General features: G+C 43.4%; 17 protein-coding genes and 1 other annotated feature. Of the genes, 16 read left to right on the forward strand and 1 reads right to left on the reverse strand.

Going from position 1 to position 19,164, the window contains the following annotated elements; genetic code table 11:
* Positions 1–167 precede the first annotated feature (167 nt).
* Positions 168–491: a PepSY domain-containing protein gene (locus C5Z26_RS01405; RefSeq protein WP_105448249.1), complete on the reverse strand. Its 324-nt coding sequence runs from the start codon at positions 489–491 to the stop codon at positions 168–170.
* A gap of 167 nt (positions 492–658) precedes the next feature.
* On the opposite strand from C5Z26_RS01405, the gene ytpR reads away from it, so the two are divergent.
* The 16 genes from ytpR (at position 659) to C5Z26_RS01485 (ending at position 19,069) form a co-directional block, all read left to right on the forward strand.
* Positions 659–1,300, forward strand: coding sequence for a YtpR family tRNA-binding protein (gene ytpR / locus C5Z26_RS01410; RefSeq protein WP_105448250.1), 642 nt, complete (start codon positions 659–661; stop codon positions 1,298–1,300).
* 31 nt (positions 1,301–1,331) lie between these two features.
* Positions 1,332–3,863: a DNA translocase FtsK gene (locus tag C5Z26_RS01415; protein ID WP_105448251.1), complete on the forward strand. Its 2,532-nt coding sequence runs from the start codon at positions 1,332–1,334 to the stop codon at positions 3,861–3,863.
* A 59-nt stretch (positions 3,864–3,922) separates the two neighbouring features.
* Positions 3,923–5,233, forward strand: a complete 1,311-nt coding sequence (gene murC, locus C5Z26_RS01420) for a UDP-N-acetylmuramate--L-alanine ligase (protein WP_105448252.1) — start codon at positions 3,923–3,925, stop codon at positions 5,231–5,233.
* A gap of 359 nt (positions 5,234–5,592) precedes the next feature.
* Positions 5,593–6,309 (forward strand): Bax inhibitor-1/YccA family protein, encoded by a 717-nt coding sequence (locus C5Z26_RS01425; RefSeq protein ID WP_105448253.1) that lies wholly within the window; start codon positions 5,593–5,595, stop codon positions 6,307–6,309.
* A 136-nt stretch (positions 6,310–6,445) separates the two neighbouring features.
* Positions 6,446–9,094 (forward strand): DNA polymerase I, encoded by a 2,649-nt coding sequence (polA, locus tag C5Z26_RS01430; RefSeq protein WP_105448254.1) that lies wholly within the window; start codon positions 6,446–6,448, stop codon positions 9,092–9,094.
* A gap of 11 nt (positions 9,095–9,105) precedes the next feature.
* Positions 9,106–9,930 carry a DNA-formamidopyrimidine glycosylase gene (mutM, locus tag C5Z26_RS01435; protein WP_105448255.1) on the forward strand — a complete coding sequence of 275 codons (825 nt, stop codon included), beginning with the start codon at positions 9,106–9,108 and terminating at the stop codon, positions 9,928–9,930.
* A 9-nt stretch (positions 9,931–9,939) separates the two neighbouring features.
* Positions 9,940–10,545: a dephospho-CoA kinase gene (coaE, locus tag C5Z26_RS01440; protein WP_105448256.1), complete on the forward strand. Its 606-nt coding sequence runs from the start codon at positions 9,940–9,942 to the stop codon at positions 10,543–10,545.
* Positions 10,546–10,584: 39 nt separating this feature from the next.
* Positions 10,585–11,100 carry a transcriptional regulator NrdR gene (gene nrdR, locus C5Z26_RS01445; protein WP_105448257.1) on the forward strand — a complete coding sequence of 172 codons (516 nt, stop codon included), beginning with the start codon at positions 10,585–10,587 and terminating at the stop codon, positions 11,098–11,100.
* Positions 11,101–11,122: 22 nt separating this feature from the next.
* On the forward strand, positions 11,123–12,511 hold the full coding sequence (locus C5Z26_RS01450; protein ID WP_105448258.1) for a replication initiation and membrane attachment family protein: 1,389 nt from the start codon (positions 11,123–11,125) through the stop codon (positions 12,509–12,511).
* Positions 12,512–12,514: 3 nt separating this feature from the next.
* On the forward strand, positions 12,515–13,450 hold the full coding sequence (gene dnaI, locus C5Z26_RS01455; protein WP_105448259.1) for a primosomal protein DnaI: 936 nt from the start codon (positions 12,515–12,517) through the stop codon (positions 13,448–13,450).
* A gap of 323 nt (positions 13,451–13,773) precedes the next feature.
* Positions 13,774–15,732, forward strand: a complete 1,959-nt coding sequence (gene thrS / locus C5Z26_RS01460; RefSeq protein WP_105448260.1) for a threonine--tRNA ligase — start codon at positions 13,774–13,776, stop codon at positions 15,730–15,732.
* A gap of 44 nt (positions 15,733–15,776) precedes the next feature.
* Positions 15,777–15,900: a sequence feature (ribosomal protein L20 leader region), on the forward strand.
* Positions 15,901–15,944: 44 nt separating this feature from the next.
* A complete protein-coding gene (gene infC / locus C5Z26_RS01465; RefSeq protein ID WP_199774916.1) occupies positions 15,945–16,445 on the forward strand; it encodes a translation initiation factor IF-3 in 501 nt (166 codons plus the stop codon).
* Between the two features lie 21 nt (positions 16,446–16,466).
* Positions 16,467–16,661, forward strand: coding sequence for a 50S ribosomal protein L35 (gene rpmI, locus C5Z26_RS01470; protein WP_024623797.1), 195 nt, complete (start codon positions 16,467–16,469; stop codon positions 16,659–16,661).
* A 35-nt stretch (positions 16,662–16,696) separates the two neighbouring features.
* The gene (rplT, locus tag C5Z26_RS01475; protein WP_105448262.1) at positions 16,697–17,056 is read left to right on the forward strand and encodes a 50S ribosomal protein L20; all 360 of its coding nucleotides are present in this window, start codon (positions 16,697–16,699) and stop codon (positions 17,054–17,056) included.
* 214 nt (positions 17,057–17,270) lie between these two features.
* Positions 17,271–18,476 carry an MFS transporter gene (locus tag C5Z26_RS01480; protein WP_105448263.1) on the forward strand — a complete coding sequence of 402 codons (1,206 nt, stop codon included), beginning with the start codon at positions 17,271–17,273 and terminating at the stop codon, positions 18,474–18,476.
* Positions 18,477–18,538: 62 nt separating this feature from the next.
* Positions 18,539–19,069 carry a GNAT family N-acetyltransferase gene (locus tag C5Z26_RS01485; protein WP_105448264.1) on the forward strand — a complete coding sequence of 177 codons (531 nt, stop codon included), beginning with the start codon at positions 18,539–18,541 and terminating at the stop codon, positions 19,067–19,069.
* Positions 19,070–19,164 lie beyond the last annotated feature (95 nt).

A 19,164-nucleotide genomic window follows, 5' to 3' on the forward strand; every position in this document is an offset into this window, starting at 1 on the left:
GAATAAAAGCTCTGCTGGCGTACGTGCAGTGACCCTTATATTTTTACACGAATTTGGATTGAATGGACAATTCAACATAAAAAAGGAAACCAATCCGCCAATGGATTGATTTCCCTATAATAAATCTTCGTCGACAGCCGTTGACAAAGAGCTGAATTTTTCTGAATTTAGAGACGATAAATATCTAAAATACTACCAGTATTGGCATCTGCTAAGAATTCATACTGGACCAATTGACCGTCCTCATAACGTGTCACGCCACCGTAATAGACATCCGTTCGTAAGGCGAACTTCTGTAAGGGGGCTTTTTTCATTTCAATCCAAGAACCTTCAATCGGGGCTTCCTTTAAAAAAGCGCGTTTAACCTGGCTTAAAATTTGATTAGGGGTTGGTCGGCGTAAGCGTTTAAATAGCCCACTAACGGAAAAACCACCAGCAATCCCTGCCATGCCAACTGCTAACAAGCCGCCATATTGAATTTGTTTATGCATATTGTGTGCTCCTTTCGACCAACTCAATGCGGGATTTTTTTGTTCAGAATTAGTATACCAATGATTGACGATAAAACAAATAAAAGTCATAATTAATCCGTAAGATATAGGCAAAATAGGCTATAATATTAAAATGAATGTCTAGAATGAGAGTAAAGGGGTTTCAAATGTTAATTACAAGTTATAATCCAACCGAGTTAGGCGATACTTTAATCGCCATTTTACGACCAGATACTGCTGATCAAAAAATCGAAACGCATCAAAACGTGACCCGTATTAGCGATACCGCTACGGGTGAGACGCTGGGCTACAACTTTTTTGATGTTTCAAAGACCCTGGGCGCTTTAGAAGTGAATGGTCAAGTGCACTTAACTGCGACCCAAGTGGCACAATTAAATGCGTTATTAACAGCCAATGATTTTGAGGCCGACTTGGTCTTAGATACGACACCTAAATTCGTCGTCGGTTATGTTGAAACGGCAACGGATCATCCAAAATCTGATCATTTATTAGTGACAAAAACGCAAATTGGTACGGATCAGCCGTTACAAATTGTTAGTGGGTCACCAAATATGCAAGCTGATATTTTGGTTGTCGTGGCAAAAGTCGGCGCGATGATGCCAGATGGGCTAATCATTTGGCCGGGTGAATTACGTGGCGTGGCTAGTAACGGCATGATTGTTTCTGGTCGGGAACTTCGGTTACCGAATGCGCCGCAACGGCCGGGAGCTTTAATTTTGCCAGCCGATTATCAAAAAGTTGGTGAACCGTTTGATTTCGAACGGGCCCAAACTTTGTTTACAGCTTAAACGATGAGACTATTAAATAGGATGATTGAAAATGACCCATTATGATGGCCCGGCTTTTTACCGGAAATATCACCAACTAACAACTAAAAAACAACCATCGCCAGCGGTCGTTGAACCAACACCACCGGTGGATACGCCACCTATTAGTGCACCAGCGGCACCAGTATCAACGCCAGCGATGCCAGCGAGATCAGCTAGTTCGGCACCTGCTACGCAAAGAACGCATGGCATTTTTCATCCATCACATGTGCCAGCGCAATTAGCGCCAACGGCTCACTCGATGGGGAGCGTCGTGTCAACTGATCAAGCCAATTACTTGGAGATTGAAGCGAGCTTGCACAAAGCTGCGACTAGTTATTTATTGTTTGCAACAGCGACCGATATTGAGCGAGCTGATACTGAATTAGCACAGCTTGAACCGAGTCCGGCTACTGCTCCAGTTATGTCGGCAGCGCCCACGGTAACGTTGACACCAACTAGTCATGCAGCAACGGTGGTCTTTGAACCCGAACAGGCAGTGGCAGTAAGTCGTGCATCGGTAGCCGTGGCTAGCAGTGCGCCGACAGTTGTTTTTGAACCGACCCACCCAATCGACTTAACTGATCGAGTAGCGCCAACAACGGCTACCAGTGCCGTGACGCCACCAGTGACAGTGCCGTCGCTTGATCAAGTTGAACAGCCTGCTACGCCTGAAGTTGCTGTGCCCAGTAGTGCAGTCGCAAGTGCTGTTGGTACTGAAGTTACAGTGACTAGTGAAGTAGCAGCGCCGCAAAGCGTGGCGACTAGTGCTGTCACGACGGTAGCGCCAACCAGTACTGTGACAAGTGCAGCGGCTAAACCGACGCATGGCTTAGGGTTATCGCTCGATGCAATCATGACAGAAGAGCATAATGCACAGGCAGATTTGGCGCTATTCAAAGACGAGCCTAGTAAGCAACCGGCCCCAATAACGCCGGTAGCCGAAGACGACCTGTATCAGCCGGTTGGTGTGGCGCATCCGGCGGTAACGTCGACACCAGTAACATCACAAGCAACGACTGCACCGGCGCCCACGAGTGCCAGTGTTGAGGCCGACGTAACGCCAGTCTCTGCGGCCCATAACGGGACTTCGGCGGCGCCGGTATTAGCTAACCAGGAATTAGCGGCGTATCACTTACCACCATTAGACTTGTTGAAAGCACCGGTCATTCCAGATGAATCTGAAATGGATGATTGGATTGAAGGCAAGGCGAGTGCACTAGATGAATCGCTCGATGCATTTGGCGTCGATGCGAATGTGGTTGATTGGACGATTGGACCAACCGTTACTCAATTCCAAGTGAAATTAGCCCGTGGTGTCAAAGTTAACAAAATTACGAATTTAAATGATGATTTAAAATTAGCCTTAGCGGCGAAAGATATTCGAATTGAAGCGCCAATTCCCGGTCGGAATACGGTCGGAATTGAAATCCCTAATAAAAAATCACGACCAGTTATGTTGTCAGAAGTGCTTAATTCAGATAAATTCCGCGATAGTAAGTCACCATTAACGGTGGCTCTGGGTGTGGATTTATTTGGGCAACCACAAGTTACCGATTTACGGAAAATGCCACACGGTTTAATTGCTGGTGCAACTGGTTCAGGGAAATCAGTCTTTATTAACAGTATTTTAGTTTCATTGTTGTATAAGGCGAATCCGCAAGAAGTTAAGTTGCTCCTAATTGATCCAAAAGCAGTTGAGCTTGCACCATATGATAAGGTGCCGCATTTACTTGCCCCAGTTATTTCAGAGCCCAAAGCAGCGTCAGCGGCTCTGAAATGGGTCGTTGATGAAATGGATAATCGTTATGATAAGTTAGCGGCTGGCGGTGCCCGAAACATTGAACAATTCAATGAAATGGCCGTGGCCCATCACGAAGATGGCCTTAAAATGCCGTATATCGTGATTGTGATTGATGAATTAGCTGATTTGATGATGGTGGCCTCTAGTGAAGTCCAAGATTATATTGCTCGGATTACGCAAAAGGCGCGAGCAGCGGGGATTCATTTGTTGGTCGCAACGCAACGGCCAAGTGTGGATGTCGTGACTGGCTTGATTAAGAATAATATTCCAACACGAATTGCCTTTATGGTGGCCAGTCAGATTGACTCGCGGACTATCTTAGATGCGAGTGGGGCGGAACGATTATTAGGGCGTGGCGATATGCTGTACCTTGGTAATGGGCAAAGTACCCCAATCCGATTGCAAGGGACCTATGTGGACAGTGAGATTGATGATATTGCACAATTTGTCCGTGAACAGGCAGCGCCGCATTATGAATTTCAGCCGGACAATTTAGCGAAACATGAAGAAGTCGCTAAGAGTCAAGATGACTTAATGCCAGAAGTATTGGCTTATTTAGCTGAGGAAGAGACTGTTTCAACTTCGAAACTGCAACGAACTTTTTCAGTGGGATATAACCGGGCAGCGAATATCATTGATGACTTAGAGCAACGCGATTATGTTTCAGCGGCTAAAGGATCGAAACCGCGAGATGTTTATTTTACGGCGGATGATTTAACTAACTTACAAGCTAACTCATAATTAAAAATTAACAATTCATGGTTTAATTAATGAATAACAAATATGGGAGATTAATAACAATGGATAAAGCAACGGTTTATTATTTTGTAGGCATTAAGGGCTCCGGTATGAGTTCATTAGCTTTGATTTTGCACGATAAGGGATTCCAAGTTGAAGGTTCTGATATTGAACAATATACGTTTACGCAAAAGGGATTAGCGGCGGCTGGAATTAAGATGTTGCCATTTTCAGCGGCTAATATTCATGCGGGATTAACAGTTATTGCTGGGAATTCCTTCACTGATGACCATCCTGAAATTAAAAAAGCCCGGGCAATGGGGTTGCCCGTCTATCGCTATCATGAGTTTTTAGGCAAACTAATGGCTGGTTACACGAGTATTGGCGTTGCCGGGACACATGGTAAGACCTCAACCACGGGGTTATTAGCCCATGTGTTGAGTAATATTGCGCCAACCAGTTACTTGATTGGCGATGGGACTGGAAAAGGGACCCCTGATGCCCGTTTCTTTGTATTCGAAGCGGATGAATATCGGCGGCACTTTGTCGCTTACCAACCTGATTACGCGATTATGACCAACGTTGATTTTGACCATCCGGATTATTATCATGATTTGGCGGATGTTCAGTCAGCCTTTAAACAGTTCGGTAGTCAAGTTAAAAAAGGTATCTTTGCCTGGGGTGACGATGAAAGCTTACGGCAATTAGACGTGGACACCCCTATTTATTATTATGGCACCAAGGATCGTGATGATTTTCAAGCCGTCAATATCAATCGGACGACGAAGGGGTCCTCTTTTGAAGTGAACTATCATGGTGAATCACTAGGTGAATTCGAGATTCCGTTGTTCGGGGAACATAATGTCTTGAACAGCACGGCCGTGATCGCGGTGGCTTACTTTGAAAAAGTTGATTTAGATGAAATTCGCCGTGAACTATTAAGTTTTAGCGGTGTTAAGCGTCGGTTCTCCGAGAAAAAAGTGGGCGATATGATGATGATTGATGATTATGCACATCATCCATCAGAAATTAAAGCCACTTTAGACGCTGCCCGGCAAAAATATCCTGATAAGCAAATCTTAGCGGTCTTTCAGCCACATACTTACTCTCGGACTAAGGCCCTCATGGCTGGATTTGCCACGAGTTTAAGCCAAGCAGACCATGTCTTTTTGACGAACATCTTTAGTTCAGCGCGTGAAAAGAGCGGGGATGTGTCATCCAAAGATTTGGCGGCTAAGTTACCTAATGGTGGCGAAATTGTGACCGTCGATGATATGACTGCTTTAACCCAGTATCATGATGCCGTCGTGGTCTTCATGGGCGCCGGCGATATTCAAAAATATGAAAAAGCTTATGAAGCATTGATTGGCTAATAAGCAAAGCTGCTGAGATGGTGACGCCATCTCAATCGGTGAGAAAGCGGCGTTTGGGGCTAAAACCTAAACGCCGCTTAATTATTGCACTGACCTTTACAAAATTTTTAGCGTTTCACCGACCTAACTGTTTTACCTTCTTTGACTAATCTGATAAACTAGATGTCAAGAAAGTTGAGGTGACTGATTGGCAATGTCTGAAAGATTAAGACGCAGTCATGAGATTGAAAAACTAGTGTCAGGTCGGTCACTGACTGATATTAGTGAGTGACGACCCGTGATGACGACGGCAATTAGTACCTTCAACTTAGGCTTTTGAAGAATCAACAGTTAAATTTTTAGGCGAAAGAGGGATTTCTATGAATAATTTTCAAAATAATCAGCAACCAAGCACCATTAACACGCAAGTCGGGTTACGGAGCTTTTTAACTAAAATGTATGGTTACATGACGTTAGCTGTTTTAGTTTCAGCAGTGACGGTGTACTTGGCAATGAATGTCTTCATGACACAAATTAACGCTGCTTTTGGGCAACATCCGTTAATTTTCTTGATTATTTTCATGGTCAGCATGTTTGCAATGATTGGTGGGATTCAAGTCAATGCAACCCGCAATCCGGCAATTAGTTTTTCATTATTAATGCTATTTGCCGTTGTTTTTGGGGTTGAAATGTCCGTTACGTTGGCACTTTATACCAAAGCCACTATTTTTGGGGCTTTCGTAGCTGCGGGGGCGGTCTTTGCAACCATGGCTGTGATTGGGACCACTAGCAAGCGCGACATGTCTAAGTTAGGGACCCACTTGATAGCGGCCTTGATTGGGTTGTTAGTTGCTTCAGTCGTTAACATGTTCTTACAAAGCGCCATGATTAGTTACGTCTTTTCTTACATTGGGGTCTTAATCTTTGCCGGCCTATCCATGTGGGATGCCAATCGGATGCGTGATATGTACCTTAAATATGGCGACCAAGTTTCTTCAACTGGATTAGCGGTCACCGGGGCGCTACAACTCTATTTGGACTTTGTTAACTTGTTCTTATACTTCGTTCAAATCTTTGCTGGCTCTAGCCGGGATTAAATCGTTATTAAATGTCTATTAGTAAACGAGTGCTGACTTAATTGTTCGGCGCTCGTTTTTTAATCGTGAAAGTCCCGTTAGACACGATAATTTGGTACAATTAAAGAAATCGTTCGACTTAAAGGAGCATTCGGTAATGGCAAAAAAATTATTATTGATTGATGGGAATAGCGTGGCGTTTCGAGCGTTTTTCGCATTACACAATCAACTTGAGCGGTTTGTAAACGCCGATGGGTTACACACGACGGCCATCTATGGCTTTAATACGATGCTTGATCATATGATTAAAGCGGTCGAACCAACGGATATGTTGGTTGCTTTTGATGCGGGTAAAACGACATTTCGGACGAGCATGTTTGATGGTTACAAGAGTGGCCGGGCGAAAACGCCGAGTGAATTTTCTGAACAAATGCCATACATTAAAAAATTGTTGGATGCGTATGGGATTCAACATTATGAATTAAAAGACTTTGAAGCCGACGATATTATCGGTACGTTGTCGAAAGCTGCCGACGAGGCGGGGTATACGACCACTATCGTGACTGGTGATCGGGATTTGACCCAATTAACAACGGATCAGACCACGGTTGCGGTCACTGTTAAAGGCGTTTCTGAAGTGGAACGCTATACGCCAGCACATGTGCAAGAAAAGTTAGGCATTACGCCGACACAAATCATTGATATGAAGGGGCTAACCGGCGATACTTCTGATAATTATCCGGGTGTCACTAAAGTCGGTGAAAAAACTGCCCTGAAATTATTGAAACAATATGAGTCCCTTGAAGGGGTCTTCGAAAATGTTGCTGCGATGAAGCCTAGCAAGATGAAAGAACATCTGATTGAGGACCAGGCGTTAGCTGAACGGGCCAAGGTCTTAGCGACTATCAAGCGAGATGCCCCGATTACTGTTGGCTTGGCTGACTTAGCGTATACAGGTCCAGATATTGACCAATTGGCTGAGTTCTATCAAGCGATGGACTTTCAATCTTTCTTAAAAAAATTAAAAATTGCGACCAATGAACCGGCTAAGCCGATTGCGTACACCGAACTAACAACGGCTAATTTAAATGAATTAGCACAATTTAAGACCCATGTGGAATTCTATTTAGAGTTGCCTGCCGCCAATTACCATACCTCAGCGATTGCGGGTTTTGCGATTGGTCATGCCAACCAGTGGTATATCAGTCGTGATGTTGAGCTATTACTCAAGCCGGAATTGGCTGAGCTATTGGCTAGCACGACGATTCAGAAGAACGTTTTTGATATGAAACGGACCATAGTTGGATTGAACCGCTTAGGACTCAGCTTAAAGGCGGTTGACTTTGATTTATTACTCGTCTCATACTTGCTTGATACGAATGATAATAGTAATGACTTGGGCAACTTGGCGGAACAACACGGGTACCTTGATTTACCAACGGATGAAGCGGTCTATGGTAAAGGGGTTAAACGGGCGATTCCAGAAGATGATCATATTTTCTTTAGCCATTTAGCCCGGAAGTTAGCGGCGATTGCGGCATTAAAACCAGACCTTTTAAAGAAGCTGGATGAAAATGAACAAACCCCGTTATACCACGATATTGAAAAACCAATGGCCTTGGTCTTAGCACAAATGGAAATTGCTGGGATTACGGTGGATAGTAGTCGATTGCAGGCCATGGGGAGTCAGTTCAAAGAGCGGCTCAGTGAAATTGAACAAGTGATTTACCAAGAAGCTGGTCAAGAATTCAATATTAAGTCACCCAAACAATTAGGCAAAATTTTATTTGAAGAAATGCATTTACCGGTGCTTAAAAAGACCAAGACGGGCTATTCAACGGCGGTCGATGTATTAGAAAAGTTGGCCCCTGAGGCCCCAATTGTTGCGAACATTTTACAATATCGACAAATTTCGAAGATTCAGTCGACCTATGTTGAAGGGTTATTGGATGCTATTCACTCAACTGACCAAAAAGTGCACACTCGTTACTTACAAACGTTGACACAAACAGGTCGCTTATCTTCCGTTGATCCTAATCTCCAGAACATTCCGGTTCGAGTAGAAGAGGGGCGGCGGATTCGCCAAGCCTTTGTGCCAAGTCATGCTGGTTGGCAGATTTTTTCATCTGATTATTCCCAAATTGAATTGCGGGTCTTAGCACACATCACGCATGATGAAAATATGCAGGCAGCCTTTAAAGCCGGTGATGATATTCATGCGGCAACTGCGATGCGGATCTTTAATTTGAAGTCACCGGCCGACGTGACCCCTAATATCCGCCGGCAAGCTAAGGCGGTTAACTTTGGAATTGTCTACGGGATTAGTGATTATGGCTTATCACAAAATATCGGCATTACGCGCAAGCAAGCACGCAGTTTCATTGACGCTTACTTTGCGGAATATCCAGGCGTGAAGCAATACATGACGGATATTGTTAAAACGGCCAAAGAACAAGGTTACGTGGAAACCATTGCGCATCGGCGCCGATATTTACCAGACATTAATTCAGCTAGTTTTAATCAACGTGCTTTTGCAGAACGAACAGCGATGAACACGCCGATTCAAGGTAGTGCTGCCGATATTATTAAAATTGCGATGATTAATATGCAAGCCCAATTAAAAGCATCTGGGCTAGCGGCAACGATGTTGTTACAGGTTCATGATGAATTGATTTTTGAAGCGCCAGCCGCTGAAATTCCAACGCTTGAAAAGTTGGTGCCAAGTGTGATGGATTCGGCCGTTGAATTAGCCGTACCATTGAAAGTTGAAAGTCATTTTGGCAACACTTGGTATGATGCAAAATAGGAAGTGAAGACATGCCTGAATTACCAGAAGTTGAAACAGTTCGGCGCGGGCTGAATCGCCTTGTTAAAGGGGCGACAATTGCCAGTGTTGAAGTCCGCTGGCCACGAATCGTCAACAATGATGTTGATCGTTTTAAAGCCCGCTTAGTGAATGCGACCATTGAAAAAGTTGATCGGCGGGGAAAATACTTATTATTCCGGTTTAATCATGGCTTGACGATGGTCTCACACTTACGGATGGAAGGTAAGTATAACGTGATGCCTAAGGATGAAGGCCAGACTAAGCATACACACGTTATTTTTCATCTGACGGATCAGCGAGATTTATTGTATAACGACACCCGCAAGTTCGGACGGATGACGCTAGTACCAACGGGTGAAGAAACGACGGTCGGTGGGTTAAAGACCATGGGACCTGAGCCAATTGACAGTGCGTTAACGATGGCGTATTTAACAGCCGTTTTGGCAAAATCCAAGAAAATGATTAAGCCTTTCTTGTTGGATCAAAGCAAGATTGCTGGAATTGGCAATATCTATGCGGATGAAACATTATGGTTGAGTAAAATCCATCCGATGCGACCAGCGAATAGCTTGACCGAAACGGAGATTGCTGCATTACGACAAAATATTATTGCTGAAATGGCACTGGCGATTAAGGGTCACGGCACGACGGTGCATTCTTTTTCGACGGCGTTTGGTGAAGCCGGTCAGTTTCAGAATCAGTTACATGTGTATGGTCGCGAAGGGGAACCTTGTGAACGTTGTGGGACGTTAATTGAAAAAATTAAAGTGGCGCAACGTGGGACCCATTTTTGTCCCCATGAGCAACGGTTGTAGGAGGCTGAAATGACGCAATTAATTGGTTTAACAGGTGGTATTGCAAGCGGTAAGTCGACGGTGTCAGCAATGCTTGCAACTGCTGGCCTACCGATTGTTGATGCTGATAAGTTGGCCTGGCAAGTTGAAGGCCCAGGCATGCCGACGACCGAAAAAATTGCGGCTTATTTCGGTCCTCAGGCATTACAACCAGATGGTCAGCTCAATCGGTCTTGGCTAGGCCAACTGGTCTTTAACGATCCTCAAGCCATGGCTGCGTTGACGGCAATTACGCAGTTACCGATTCAATATGCTATTTTAGAAAAAATTGTGGCATTGGGGCAAGTGACCCCTACGCCGTCAGCCATTATTTTAGATATCCCGTTACTATTTGAAAATGGCTGGGAACAGTTATGTGATCAAGTGATGGTCGTCACAGCGGCGGATGCAGTAATCTTACAGCGCTTAATGGCGCGTAATCACTTGACGGTGGCGGCGGCGAAAGCACGCATGGCAAGTCAATTACCCCTGGCGACAAAAGTCAAACGGGCAAATATTGTGATTGATAACGGGGAAAACATTGATAAAACAAGAACTAGCGTGTTAAAATGGCTGGAAACTATAAAAACTAACTGAAATTTAAACATTGATTAGCAAAGATGAGGTGAGAAGTCTATGCAATGTCCACATTGTCATCATAATGGCTCCCGCGTAGTTGATAGCCGGCCTACTGATGACGGTCGCGTGATTCGGCGACGGCGTGAATGTGAAAACTGTGGGTTTCGTTTTACGACGTTTGAACGCGTTGAGGCGACCCCGTTATTAGTCATCAAAAAGAATGGGGCGCGGGAAGAATTCAATCGCGAAAAAGTATTGCGCGGTATTATTCGGTCAGCTGAAAAGCGGCCCGTTAGCATGGAGACGATGACTAGCGTGGTTGATGACGTTGAAAACCAAGTTCGATCACTCGGCGAGAATGAAATTTCTAGTCAAGTGATTGGGGAATATGTCATGGAAAAACTGGCAGATATTGATGAAATTTCGTATATTCGCTTTGCCAGCGTCTATCGACAATTCAAAGACATGCACGTCTTCTTAAATGAACTACAAGATATGATGGAACGTGATAAAGTAAAATTGGCTAAGCGGACACCTAAAACTGGGGCTGCGCCGAAGCCTAAAAAAGATTAAGTTATGAAGATTGGTGAACAACATGCCTAAAGATGATCCAAACTTGACGCCGAAAGCGGGCTTAGTTGTCCCACCGACATTAGCGTTAAGTGCCACGGAGCAGGCCGTTTTGGCTGAGCTCTATTTACCTTTGATTGGTCCACTGGCTTATAGCCTGTATGCGGCTTTGCGACCGTTACAGCGCCCAACCAGTGACTTAAGTAATCGCCGCAGTCACGCTGAGTTGTTGGGGATATTAAACGTTGATTTGCCCACGGTTTTAGCGGCACGGCGTAAGTTAGAAGCTACGGGGTTACTCCATAGTTACTATCAAAAAGATGAGCTGGGAGAGGTCTATATTTATGAGTTAAAGGCCCCCATGCCAGTGACGCAATTCTTTGAAGATGATCTGCTTAGTGTCTTACTCTTGGACGCCGTGGGTGAATTGCGGTATCAACAATTAGCGACCGCATTTACCCCGGCCACGGTGGATTTGACACAAGCCACGGAGGTCACTGCGAATTTATTAGATGTCTTTCATATTGACAGTCAAAAAGTGACACATGTGCCTAACGAGATTAAGACGGTGCGCCAGCAGTTACCTGCGGCGGCAACCACAAAAGTGACGCCCGACTTAACTGATGAAACGTTTGATTGGCAAGTTTTAGGTCAGATTTTAAAACAAAACTATGTTGATTTAAAGCAGGTCGCCAGTTCACGTCAATTGATTATGACGGAAAGTCGCGTTTATGGAATTAGTGAAGTTGAGATGGCTAAGTTGATTAGTGAAGTCGCCAGTTTAACGACGGGCCGCTTTGATGAAAGTCAGTTGAAACTCTTGATTGCCCGCCGCTACGAACGCCCAATCGCTCCCGCTGAACAGCATGTGGCTGTGGCAGCTACAACGACTCCGGCAACTGCTAAAACCAAGCTATCAACAGCTGAGCAACAACTGGTAGCATTAGCGAAACAACAATCACCGTATGATTTTTTAGCCGATTTGAAGAACGCCAAGCACGGTTTTGTGACCAATGGTGAAACGCGGTTGGTCCATGATTTGGTCAATCGAGGGGTGTTACCAAATGCGGTCATTAATATGGTGATCTATTACTTATTACAAAATCGTGAATTAGCGGCTTTAAACCGGAACTTATTAGAGACCGTTGCGAATGATTGGCAACAACATGACGTGATGACCCCAGAAGCAGCCTTGGCCTACTTGCAACAACGGCAACAGCCAAAGCCAACGACACGACGGAATAATCAACGGCATAGTCGGCCGACCCGGAAAGAAATTGTGCCGAAATGGGCGCAAAAAACAACGGGAACCAAACCTGCGACGAGCAGTGGCAATCAGTTAACAACGGCACAACGTAAACAATTGGCTGAACGGGTCGCAAAATTAGATCCTAATTCAGATGAGGAGGACTAACGCATGGAGAATATTTCTGAGGGCTTAAAAACTTTGATGAATAAGCGCCACCTAAATCAGCAATACCAGGAACTCATGACGACGGTTTATCAGGATCCCGATGTTCGTCAGTTTTTAGCAGCTCATCAGGACGACTTATCTAGTGACGCCATGGAGCGAAGTGCCACGAAGCTCTATGAGTTTTGTCAAGAAAAGCAAAAAGCGGCGCGGCACGAACCTACGCAAGCACCAGGTTATCAACCTGAATTAGTGATGAGTAATCATTTAATTGATATTGCCTATCAACCAACGCCGCAATTCCAAGAAGCCCAGGCGGAACGTGACTTAAAGCACCGGGTCCGCTCGATTAGTATGCCTAAAAATATTCAGTCAGCTGATTTAACGGCCTATGATCAAGATGGCGACCGAGCAACAGCCTTGATGGCGGCGTTAGATTTTATTGACGCATATACGCAGGCGCCTAAACGCTTCCATCGTGGCCTGTATTTGTACGGGTCCTTCGGGGTCGGTAAGACGTTCTTATTGGGAGCAATGGCTAATAATTTAGCGACTCGTGGGTTTCAAACGACGCTTATTCATTTTCCAAGCTTTGCAGTGGAAATGAAACGATCAATTAGTAATAATACGTCGGGCGACAAAGTCGATGCGATTAAGCGGGCCCCTATCTTAATGATTGATGATATTGGCGCAGATTCCTCGTCAACTTGGATTCGTGATGATGTGCTGGGGGTTATTCTGGAATATCGGATGCAAGAAGAGTTACCAACGTGTTTTTCTTCTAACTTTTCCATGCAAGAATTACAAGATGGTTACTTGACTGTCTCGCAAAAAGGCGACGAGGAACCGATTAAAGCCCAGCGAATTATGCAACGGATTCGGTTCTTGACTACTGAAATCGAAATGATTGGTCAAAATCGCCGCTTAGATTCAACGAATTAGGATTGACTTTTAACCTAAAAGTGGTTTAATAAAAACAGATGCAAAAGACATGCTCAACCAATCATTGGTGACAGAGACCGGAACCTAAGCTGGAAGTTCCGGACCGGATTGGCTGAGATACCACTTTTGTGAATATGCTCAAACGAGCCGGAACGCTTCCGTTATTAGCGCTAATGAGTCAGTGACTTTAAGTCGCTGAAAAATCGGGTGGAACCACGTCAATCACGTCCCTGATACTAGTTAATACTGGTATCAGGGACTTTTTTGTCGTCCCGGCGCAGTGTTTTGGTGAATGAGTAAATTTTGAAGGAGTGTGTCAACTTATGGCAAGTATTAAGGTTAAGTTTCCAGATGGCGCTGAAAAGCAATTTGATGCTGGCGTTAGCACCGAAGATATCGCAAAATCTATCAGTCCCTCATTGGCTAAACGGTCAGTGGCTGGGAAGTTCAATGATCAAGTGATTGATTATCGTCAACCCCTGACAACGGATGGTAGCATTGAAATTATTGCCGCTGATAGCGATGAAGGGTTGGCTGTTTTACGTCAAACGGCAGCGCAAGTATTAGCTAATGCAGTTCATCAATTATTCCCTAAAGTTAATTTTGGGAGTGGTGCTGGTAATGCGAACGGGTTCTTCTTTGACACTGATAATCCTGATGGTAAGCAAGTGAGTGAAGATGACCTTGATGCCATCAGCATTAAGATGCAAGCTATCATCAAAAAAGATTTACCAATCGTGCGTGAAGTTCTTTCAAAGGATGCGGCCTTAACTTTAGTTGGTGATAACCCTTACCAACAAGATTTAGTTAATGAACAAGCGGCTGAAAATGACGGCCAAGTCGTTGTCTATAAGCAAGGTGACTTTGTTGATTTATCAAACGGGGCACAATTAGCTTCAACGGGTAAAGTTAAAATTTTCAAGTTATTATCCGTTGCTGGGGCTTATTGGCAAGGCAAGTCCAGCAATCCAATGTTACAACGGATTTACGGGACGGCTTTCTTAAAGCAAAAAGCGTTAGATGAAGATCTTAAACGGCGGCAAGAAGCACGTGAACGTGATCACCGGGTTATTGGGAACGATTTAGATTTATTCTTCGTCGATCCGAAGGTCGGAAATGGTCTGCCATACTGGATGCCAAATGGGGCCACGATTCGTCGTCAAATCGAACGTTACATTATCGACAAAGAAGTCGCTAATGGATACCAACATGTTTACACGCCAGTTTTAGCAAACTTGGATGTTTACAAGCAATCTGGCCATTGGGATCATTATCGTGAAGATATGTTCCCACCAATGGATATGGGTGATGGCGAACAATTGGAATTACGGCCAATGAACTGCCCGTCACATATTCAAATTTACAATCACCATATTCGCTCATATCGTGAATTACCATTGCGGATTGCTGAACTTGGTATGATGCACCGTTACGAAAAATCCGGGGCTTTAACTGGGTTGTCACGGGTACGTGAAATGACACTAAATGATGGTCATACCTTCGTTGCGTTGGATCAAATTGAAGAAGAATTCAAGAATATCTTACGTTTAATGGTCCAAGTTTACGATGACTTTGACATTTCTGATTACCGCTTCCGTTTAAGCTATCGTGATCCTGAAAACAAGGCTAAATACTTTGATGACGATGCCATGTGGGAACGCAGTCAAAAAATGTTGAAGTCCGCGATGGATGATATGGGCTTAGACTACTTCGAAGCAGAAGGTGAAGCTGCCTTTTACGGTCCTAAGTTGGATGTGCAAACTAAGACGGCCTTGGGTGGCGAAGAAACATTATCAACCATTCAATTGGACTTCTTGTTGCCTGAACGCTTTGATTTGAAGTATGTCGGTGCCGATGGTGAAGAACATCGACCAGTCATGATTCATCGGGGCTTGGTTTCAACGATGGAACGCTTTGTTGCTTACTTAACTGAAATTTACAAGGGTGCTTTCCCAACTTGGTTAGCCCCTAAGCAAGTTAACATTATTCCAGTTAACAATGGCGCCCATGGTGCTTATGCTGAAACCGTTCGGCGTCGTTTAGCCGCAGTTGGGATTCGAGTTAGCATTGATGACCGTAATGAAAAGATGGGGTACAAGATTCGTGAATCACAAACGAAGAAAGTCCCATACTTGCTCGTTGTCGGTGATCAAGAAGTTGCCAACGGCAGTGTTTCAGTCCGGAAATATGGTGAAGAGAAGACCGAATCTGAAGGTGTCGATATGTTTATCGGCGCTATCAGTCAGGAAGTCAAGAACTACAGTCGTGGTGCTAGCAAATAAATAGTTGACTTACGATTTTAGTTCTGCTATAGTATTGAAGTTGAGAAAAAAAGCAGAAGCACCCGCTTCTCGCCTAGATAACCAGAGTTATCGGGCAGACGAACGATGAATTGATTCCCATTAACGGGGTTGAGCGGGCGTGTTATGCGCCTGCTCTTTTTTGTGGATTTCTCGAAATTTTACGGAGGTGAATTACCATAGCTAAAGATTCAATGGTTAATGACGGCATCCGTGCTCGTGAAGTACGTTTGATTGCCAGTGATGGTGAACAATTAGGTGTCCAGTCACGACAAGAAGCAATGAAGATTGCTGAAGAGGCAAGCTTAGATCTTGTATTAGTTGCACCGAAAGCGAAACCACCTGTGGCCAGAATTATGGATTATGGGAAGTATCGTTTCGAGCAACAAAAGAAGCAACGGGAAGCCCGTAAGAAACAAAAGGTTGTTAGCATTAAAGAAGTTCGCTTGAGCCCAGTAATTGACACCAATGACTTTAACACGAAGCTGAAACATGCTGAAAAGTTCTTGTCAAAAGGTGATAAAGTTCGGGTTTCCATTCGCTTTAAAGGTCGGGCCATTACCCATAAGGATATTGGTCGTCAGGTTTTAAATCGAATGATTGAAGCAACTAAAGAATATTCGTCGGTTGAAGCCTATCCTAAGATGGACGGCCGGAGCATGTTCTTAGTGCTAGCACCAAAAACTGATAAGTAATTTCTAGGAGGATTATTGATTATGCCAAAACAAAAGACAAACCGCGCTGCAGCCAAGCGTTTCAAGGTAACTGCAAAAGGTAACATTAAGAGCGCCAACGCTTTCACAAGTCATCGTTTCCATGGTAAGACTAAGAAACAACGTCGCCAATTACGTGGTACGGCTGTGATCGAAAAGCCAATGGTCAAAACATATCACAAGTTATTACAAAAATAATTAACACGTTTTAGTTAAATCTAGGAGGAAATAAGATGGCTCGAGTAAAAGGTGGAACAGTTACACGCAAACGTCGTAAACGAATTTTAAAATTAGCTAAAGGTTACCGTGGTGCTAAGCATATCCAATTTAAGGTTGCTAAGGACCAAGTAATGAAGTCATACCAATACGCTTTCCGTGATCGTAAGAAGCGTAAAAGTGACTTCCGTCGTCTTTGGATTGCCCGGATTAATGCGGCAGCCCGGATTAACGACATCAGCTATAGCAAATTAATGCACGGTTTGAAGCTTGCTAACATCGATATGAACCGTAAGATGTTGGCTGACTTAGCTATTAACGATGCTGATGCTTTCAAAGCATTGGTTGAAGAAGCTAAAAAGGCCTTGGCCGCTTAATTAAAAATCCGTCACTAACGAGTTAGTATCGGTGGACCGGTGATGATACCATTTGGGTATTGTTACCGGTTTTTTTGTGCTAATTTTATGAAAATAGACTTTTGATATGGCAGTTTTGTATGGTATTATGATTAAAAACTGATTATATTTTGGGCTTAATCCGTCTAAATGCTAACTTTGAATCTCTAGAATTAAGTTTAGAGAAGGTGTAGTTATGACCAAACAAACTGCAGTTACAAAATATTATCTTTATGCTATATTCACGCAACTTCGGTTTACACGCATTGTTAATGTGATTTTTTTAGTGCAATTCTTAAAATTTAGTCTCGTTCAGTTTGCTTTCCTGCAATCACTATTTCTTTTTTCGCAATTTGCGGCTGAATTACCAAGTGGCATTCTTGGTGATCTATTCAAGAAGCGACGCATTGTTGTGATGGGCCTGATGATTCTCACTATTTCGCCGCTGCTGTTAGTTTCAATAGTGTGGTTAACAAAGACTGTCGGCTTTATTTTGTTAGTGATTTCATTTATTGTTGAGGGGATTGGCAATGCATTTCTGAGCGGCGCCGATGATGCCCTTTTTTTTGAAGCGATTCGCGATGAAGGCAAAGCAGATAAGTACGGAGAAATAAGAGGAAAAATGCAATTATTTACGGCGATTGCAACGGGCATTGCGACTTTCTTAGGTGGGGTGCTTTATGAAATTGGCCTTTTCTTACCTTATCTGATGCAATCAATGATGCTCGTCTGTGGCTTAATTGTCATCTTAACGGTCCAAGCGACGGCTGATTTGTCTAAGCAGCAGCCCTCAACGGAGTCAAGCAACCGTATCAGCAGTATTCTAGCCATTTTTAAAGCGATGCTAAAATCTGCGAATATATGCTTTATGTTTGTTTTTGCAACGTTAATTGTCGCGATGGTGAATGCTGTCTTTTCGTTATTACCAGCATACGTGTCTAAATTAGGGTTCTCATCAGCTGCAAATGGTATTATTTTTATGATTTTCAGTTTCATTGGTGGGATTGTGGCAACCCAAGCTTATCGCCTCTCAAAAATCGGGTTTAAAAGACTTATCCTGATTATTTCAGTTATTCTAGTAATTGGTGGTGTCTTTCAGGTTCAAACTAACAATTACTTCTTCTTAATCGGTATTGGCCTGTTATATATTACGGTCGATATTTTAGATCCAATTGTTATGGCAATGCTGAATTTATGGGTTAAGGATGAAGCTCGGGCTACTTTTATTTCAGGACTTTCCTTTGCGATTAGTTTGGTGACCATGATTGTGAGTCCAATTATTGGCTTTATTATTCAAAAGTTCGGCACCGTTCACATGTTAGTCATAATTTCAACGGTTACCATAATAGCTGTGGTTTTAGCTTACTATTTAATTTTAAAAACAAAGAAAATTCAGGTATGATATTATAGAAAATGGCCGTTTTTGTTAAAGGCGCAAATAACCCTTATTAAGGAGTTGAATTCATGGCTATCGAAATACGATCAGTCACAGTAAATGACATTGAAAGCTTGCAACAGGTCAGTATTGAGACGTTTTCAGATACATTTGGTACAGAAAATTCAAAAGAAGATTTGGAAAAATATTTAAAGTCAGCGTATAACAAGCCAAAGCTGCTGGCTGAAATCAAAAATCCTGATACTGATTTTCAATTAATCTATTATAATGATGATGTCGCAGGTTATCTTAAGTTGAATGAAAATACCGCCCAAACGGAATTAAAAGTTAAAGATGCTATCGAGGTGGAACGTATCTATATTAGAAAGTCATTTCATCGCTTAGGTCTGGGAAGTCGATTGATTAACTATGCCTATCAACAAGCTACAAGAAAGCATAAACATTATATTTGGTTGGGTGTTTGGGAACATAATCTAGGTGCAATGGCCTTTTATAAAAAGCAGGGCTTTAGTGCTTTTAGTGCGCATATTTTTAATTTGGGCAATGATCAACAACGTGATATTTTGATGAAAAAGGAACTTTTGACAGCCAAGGATTGATAGGAGATTCTTGGCCTGTTTATTTTAATAATAAAGCGATGACGGTCAAAAAGTCCCGTACCTAATTGAGTTAAGTCAATTAAGGACGGGACTTT

Origin of the sequence: Lactobacillus sp. CBA3606, assembly GCF_002970935.1 — a bacterium.
GTDB lineage: Bacteria > Bacillota > Bacilli > Lactobacillales > Lactobacillaceae > Lactiplantibacillus.

Bases quoted from the DNA above. Each gene is read 5' to 3' on its own strand.
- C5Z26_RS01405 (WP_105448249.1), bottom strand. From the start codon at position 491: ATGCATAAACAAATTCAATATGGCGGCTTGTTAGCAGTTGGCATGGCA.
- ytpR (WP_105448250.1), top strand. From the start codon at position 659: ATGTTAATTACAAGTTATAATCCAACCGAGTTAGGCGATACTTTAATC.
- C5Z26_RS01415 (WP_105448251.1), top strand. From the start codon at position 1,332: ATGACCCATTATGATGGCCCGGCTTTTTACCGGAAATATCACCAACTA.
- murC (WP_105448252.1), top strand. From the start codon at position 3,923: ATGGATAAAGCAACGGTTTATTATTTTGTAGGCATTAAGGGCTCCGGT.
- C5Z26_RS01425 (WP_105448253.1), top strand. From the start codon at position 5,593: ATGAATAATTTTCAAAATAATCAGCAACCAAGCACCATTAACACGCAA.
- polA (WP_105448254.1), top strand. From the start codon at position 6,446: ATGGCAAAAAAATTATTATTGATTGATGGGAATAGCGTGGCGTTTCGA.
- mutM (WP_105448255.1), top strand. From the start codon at position 9,106: ATGCCTGAATTACCAGAAGTTGAAACAGTTCGGCGCGGGCTGAATCGC.
- coaE (WP_105448256.1), top strand. From the start codon at position 9,940: ATGACGCAATTAATTGGTTTAACAGGTGGTATTGCAAGCGGTAAGTCG.
- nrdR (WP_105448257.1), top strand. From the start codon at position 10,585: ATGCAATGTCCACATTGTCATCATAATGGCTCCCGCGTAGTTGATAGC.
- C5Z26_RS01450 (WP_105448258.1), top strand. From the start codon at position 11,123: ATGCCTAAAGATGATCCAAACTTGACGCCGAAAGCGGGCTTAGTTGTC.
- dnaI (WP_105448259.1), top strand. From the start codon at position 12,515: ATGGAGAATATTTCTGAGGGCTTAAAAACTTTGATGAATAAGCGCCAC.
- thrS (WP_105448260.1), top strand. From the start codon at position 13,774: ATGGCAAGTATTAAGGTTAAGTTTCCAGATGGCGCTGAAAAGCAATTT.
- infC (WP_199774916.1), top strand. From the start codon at position 15,945: ATGGTTAATGACGGCATCCGTGCTCGTGAAGTACGTTTGATTGCCAGT.
- rpmI (WP_024623797.1), top strand. From the start codon at position 16,467: ATGCCAAAACAAAAGACAAACCGCGCTGCAGCCAAGCGTTTCAAGGTA.
- rplT (WP_105448262.1), top strand. From the start codon at position 16,697: ATGGCTCGAGTAAAAGGTGGAACAGTTACACGCAAACGTCGTAAACGA.
- C5Z26_RS01480 (WP_105448263.1), top strand. From the start codon at position 17,271: ATGACCAAACAAACTGCAGTTACAAAATATTATCTTTATGCTATATTC.
- C5Z26_RS01485 (WP_105448264.1), top strand. From the start codon at position 18,539: ATGGCTATCGAAATACGATCAGTCACAGTAAATGACATTGAAAGCTTG.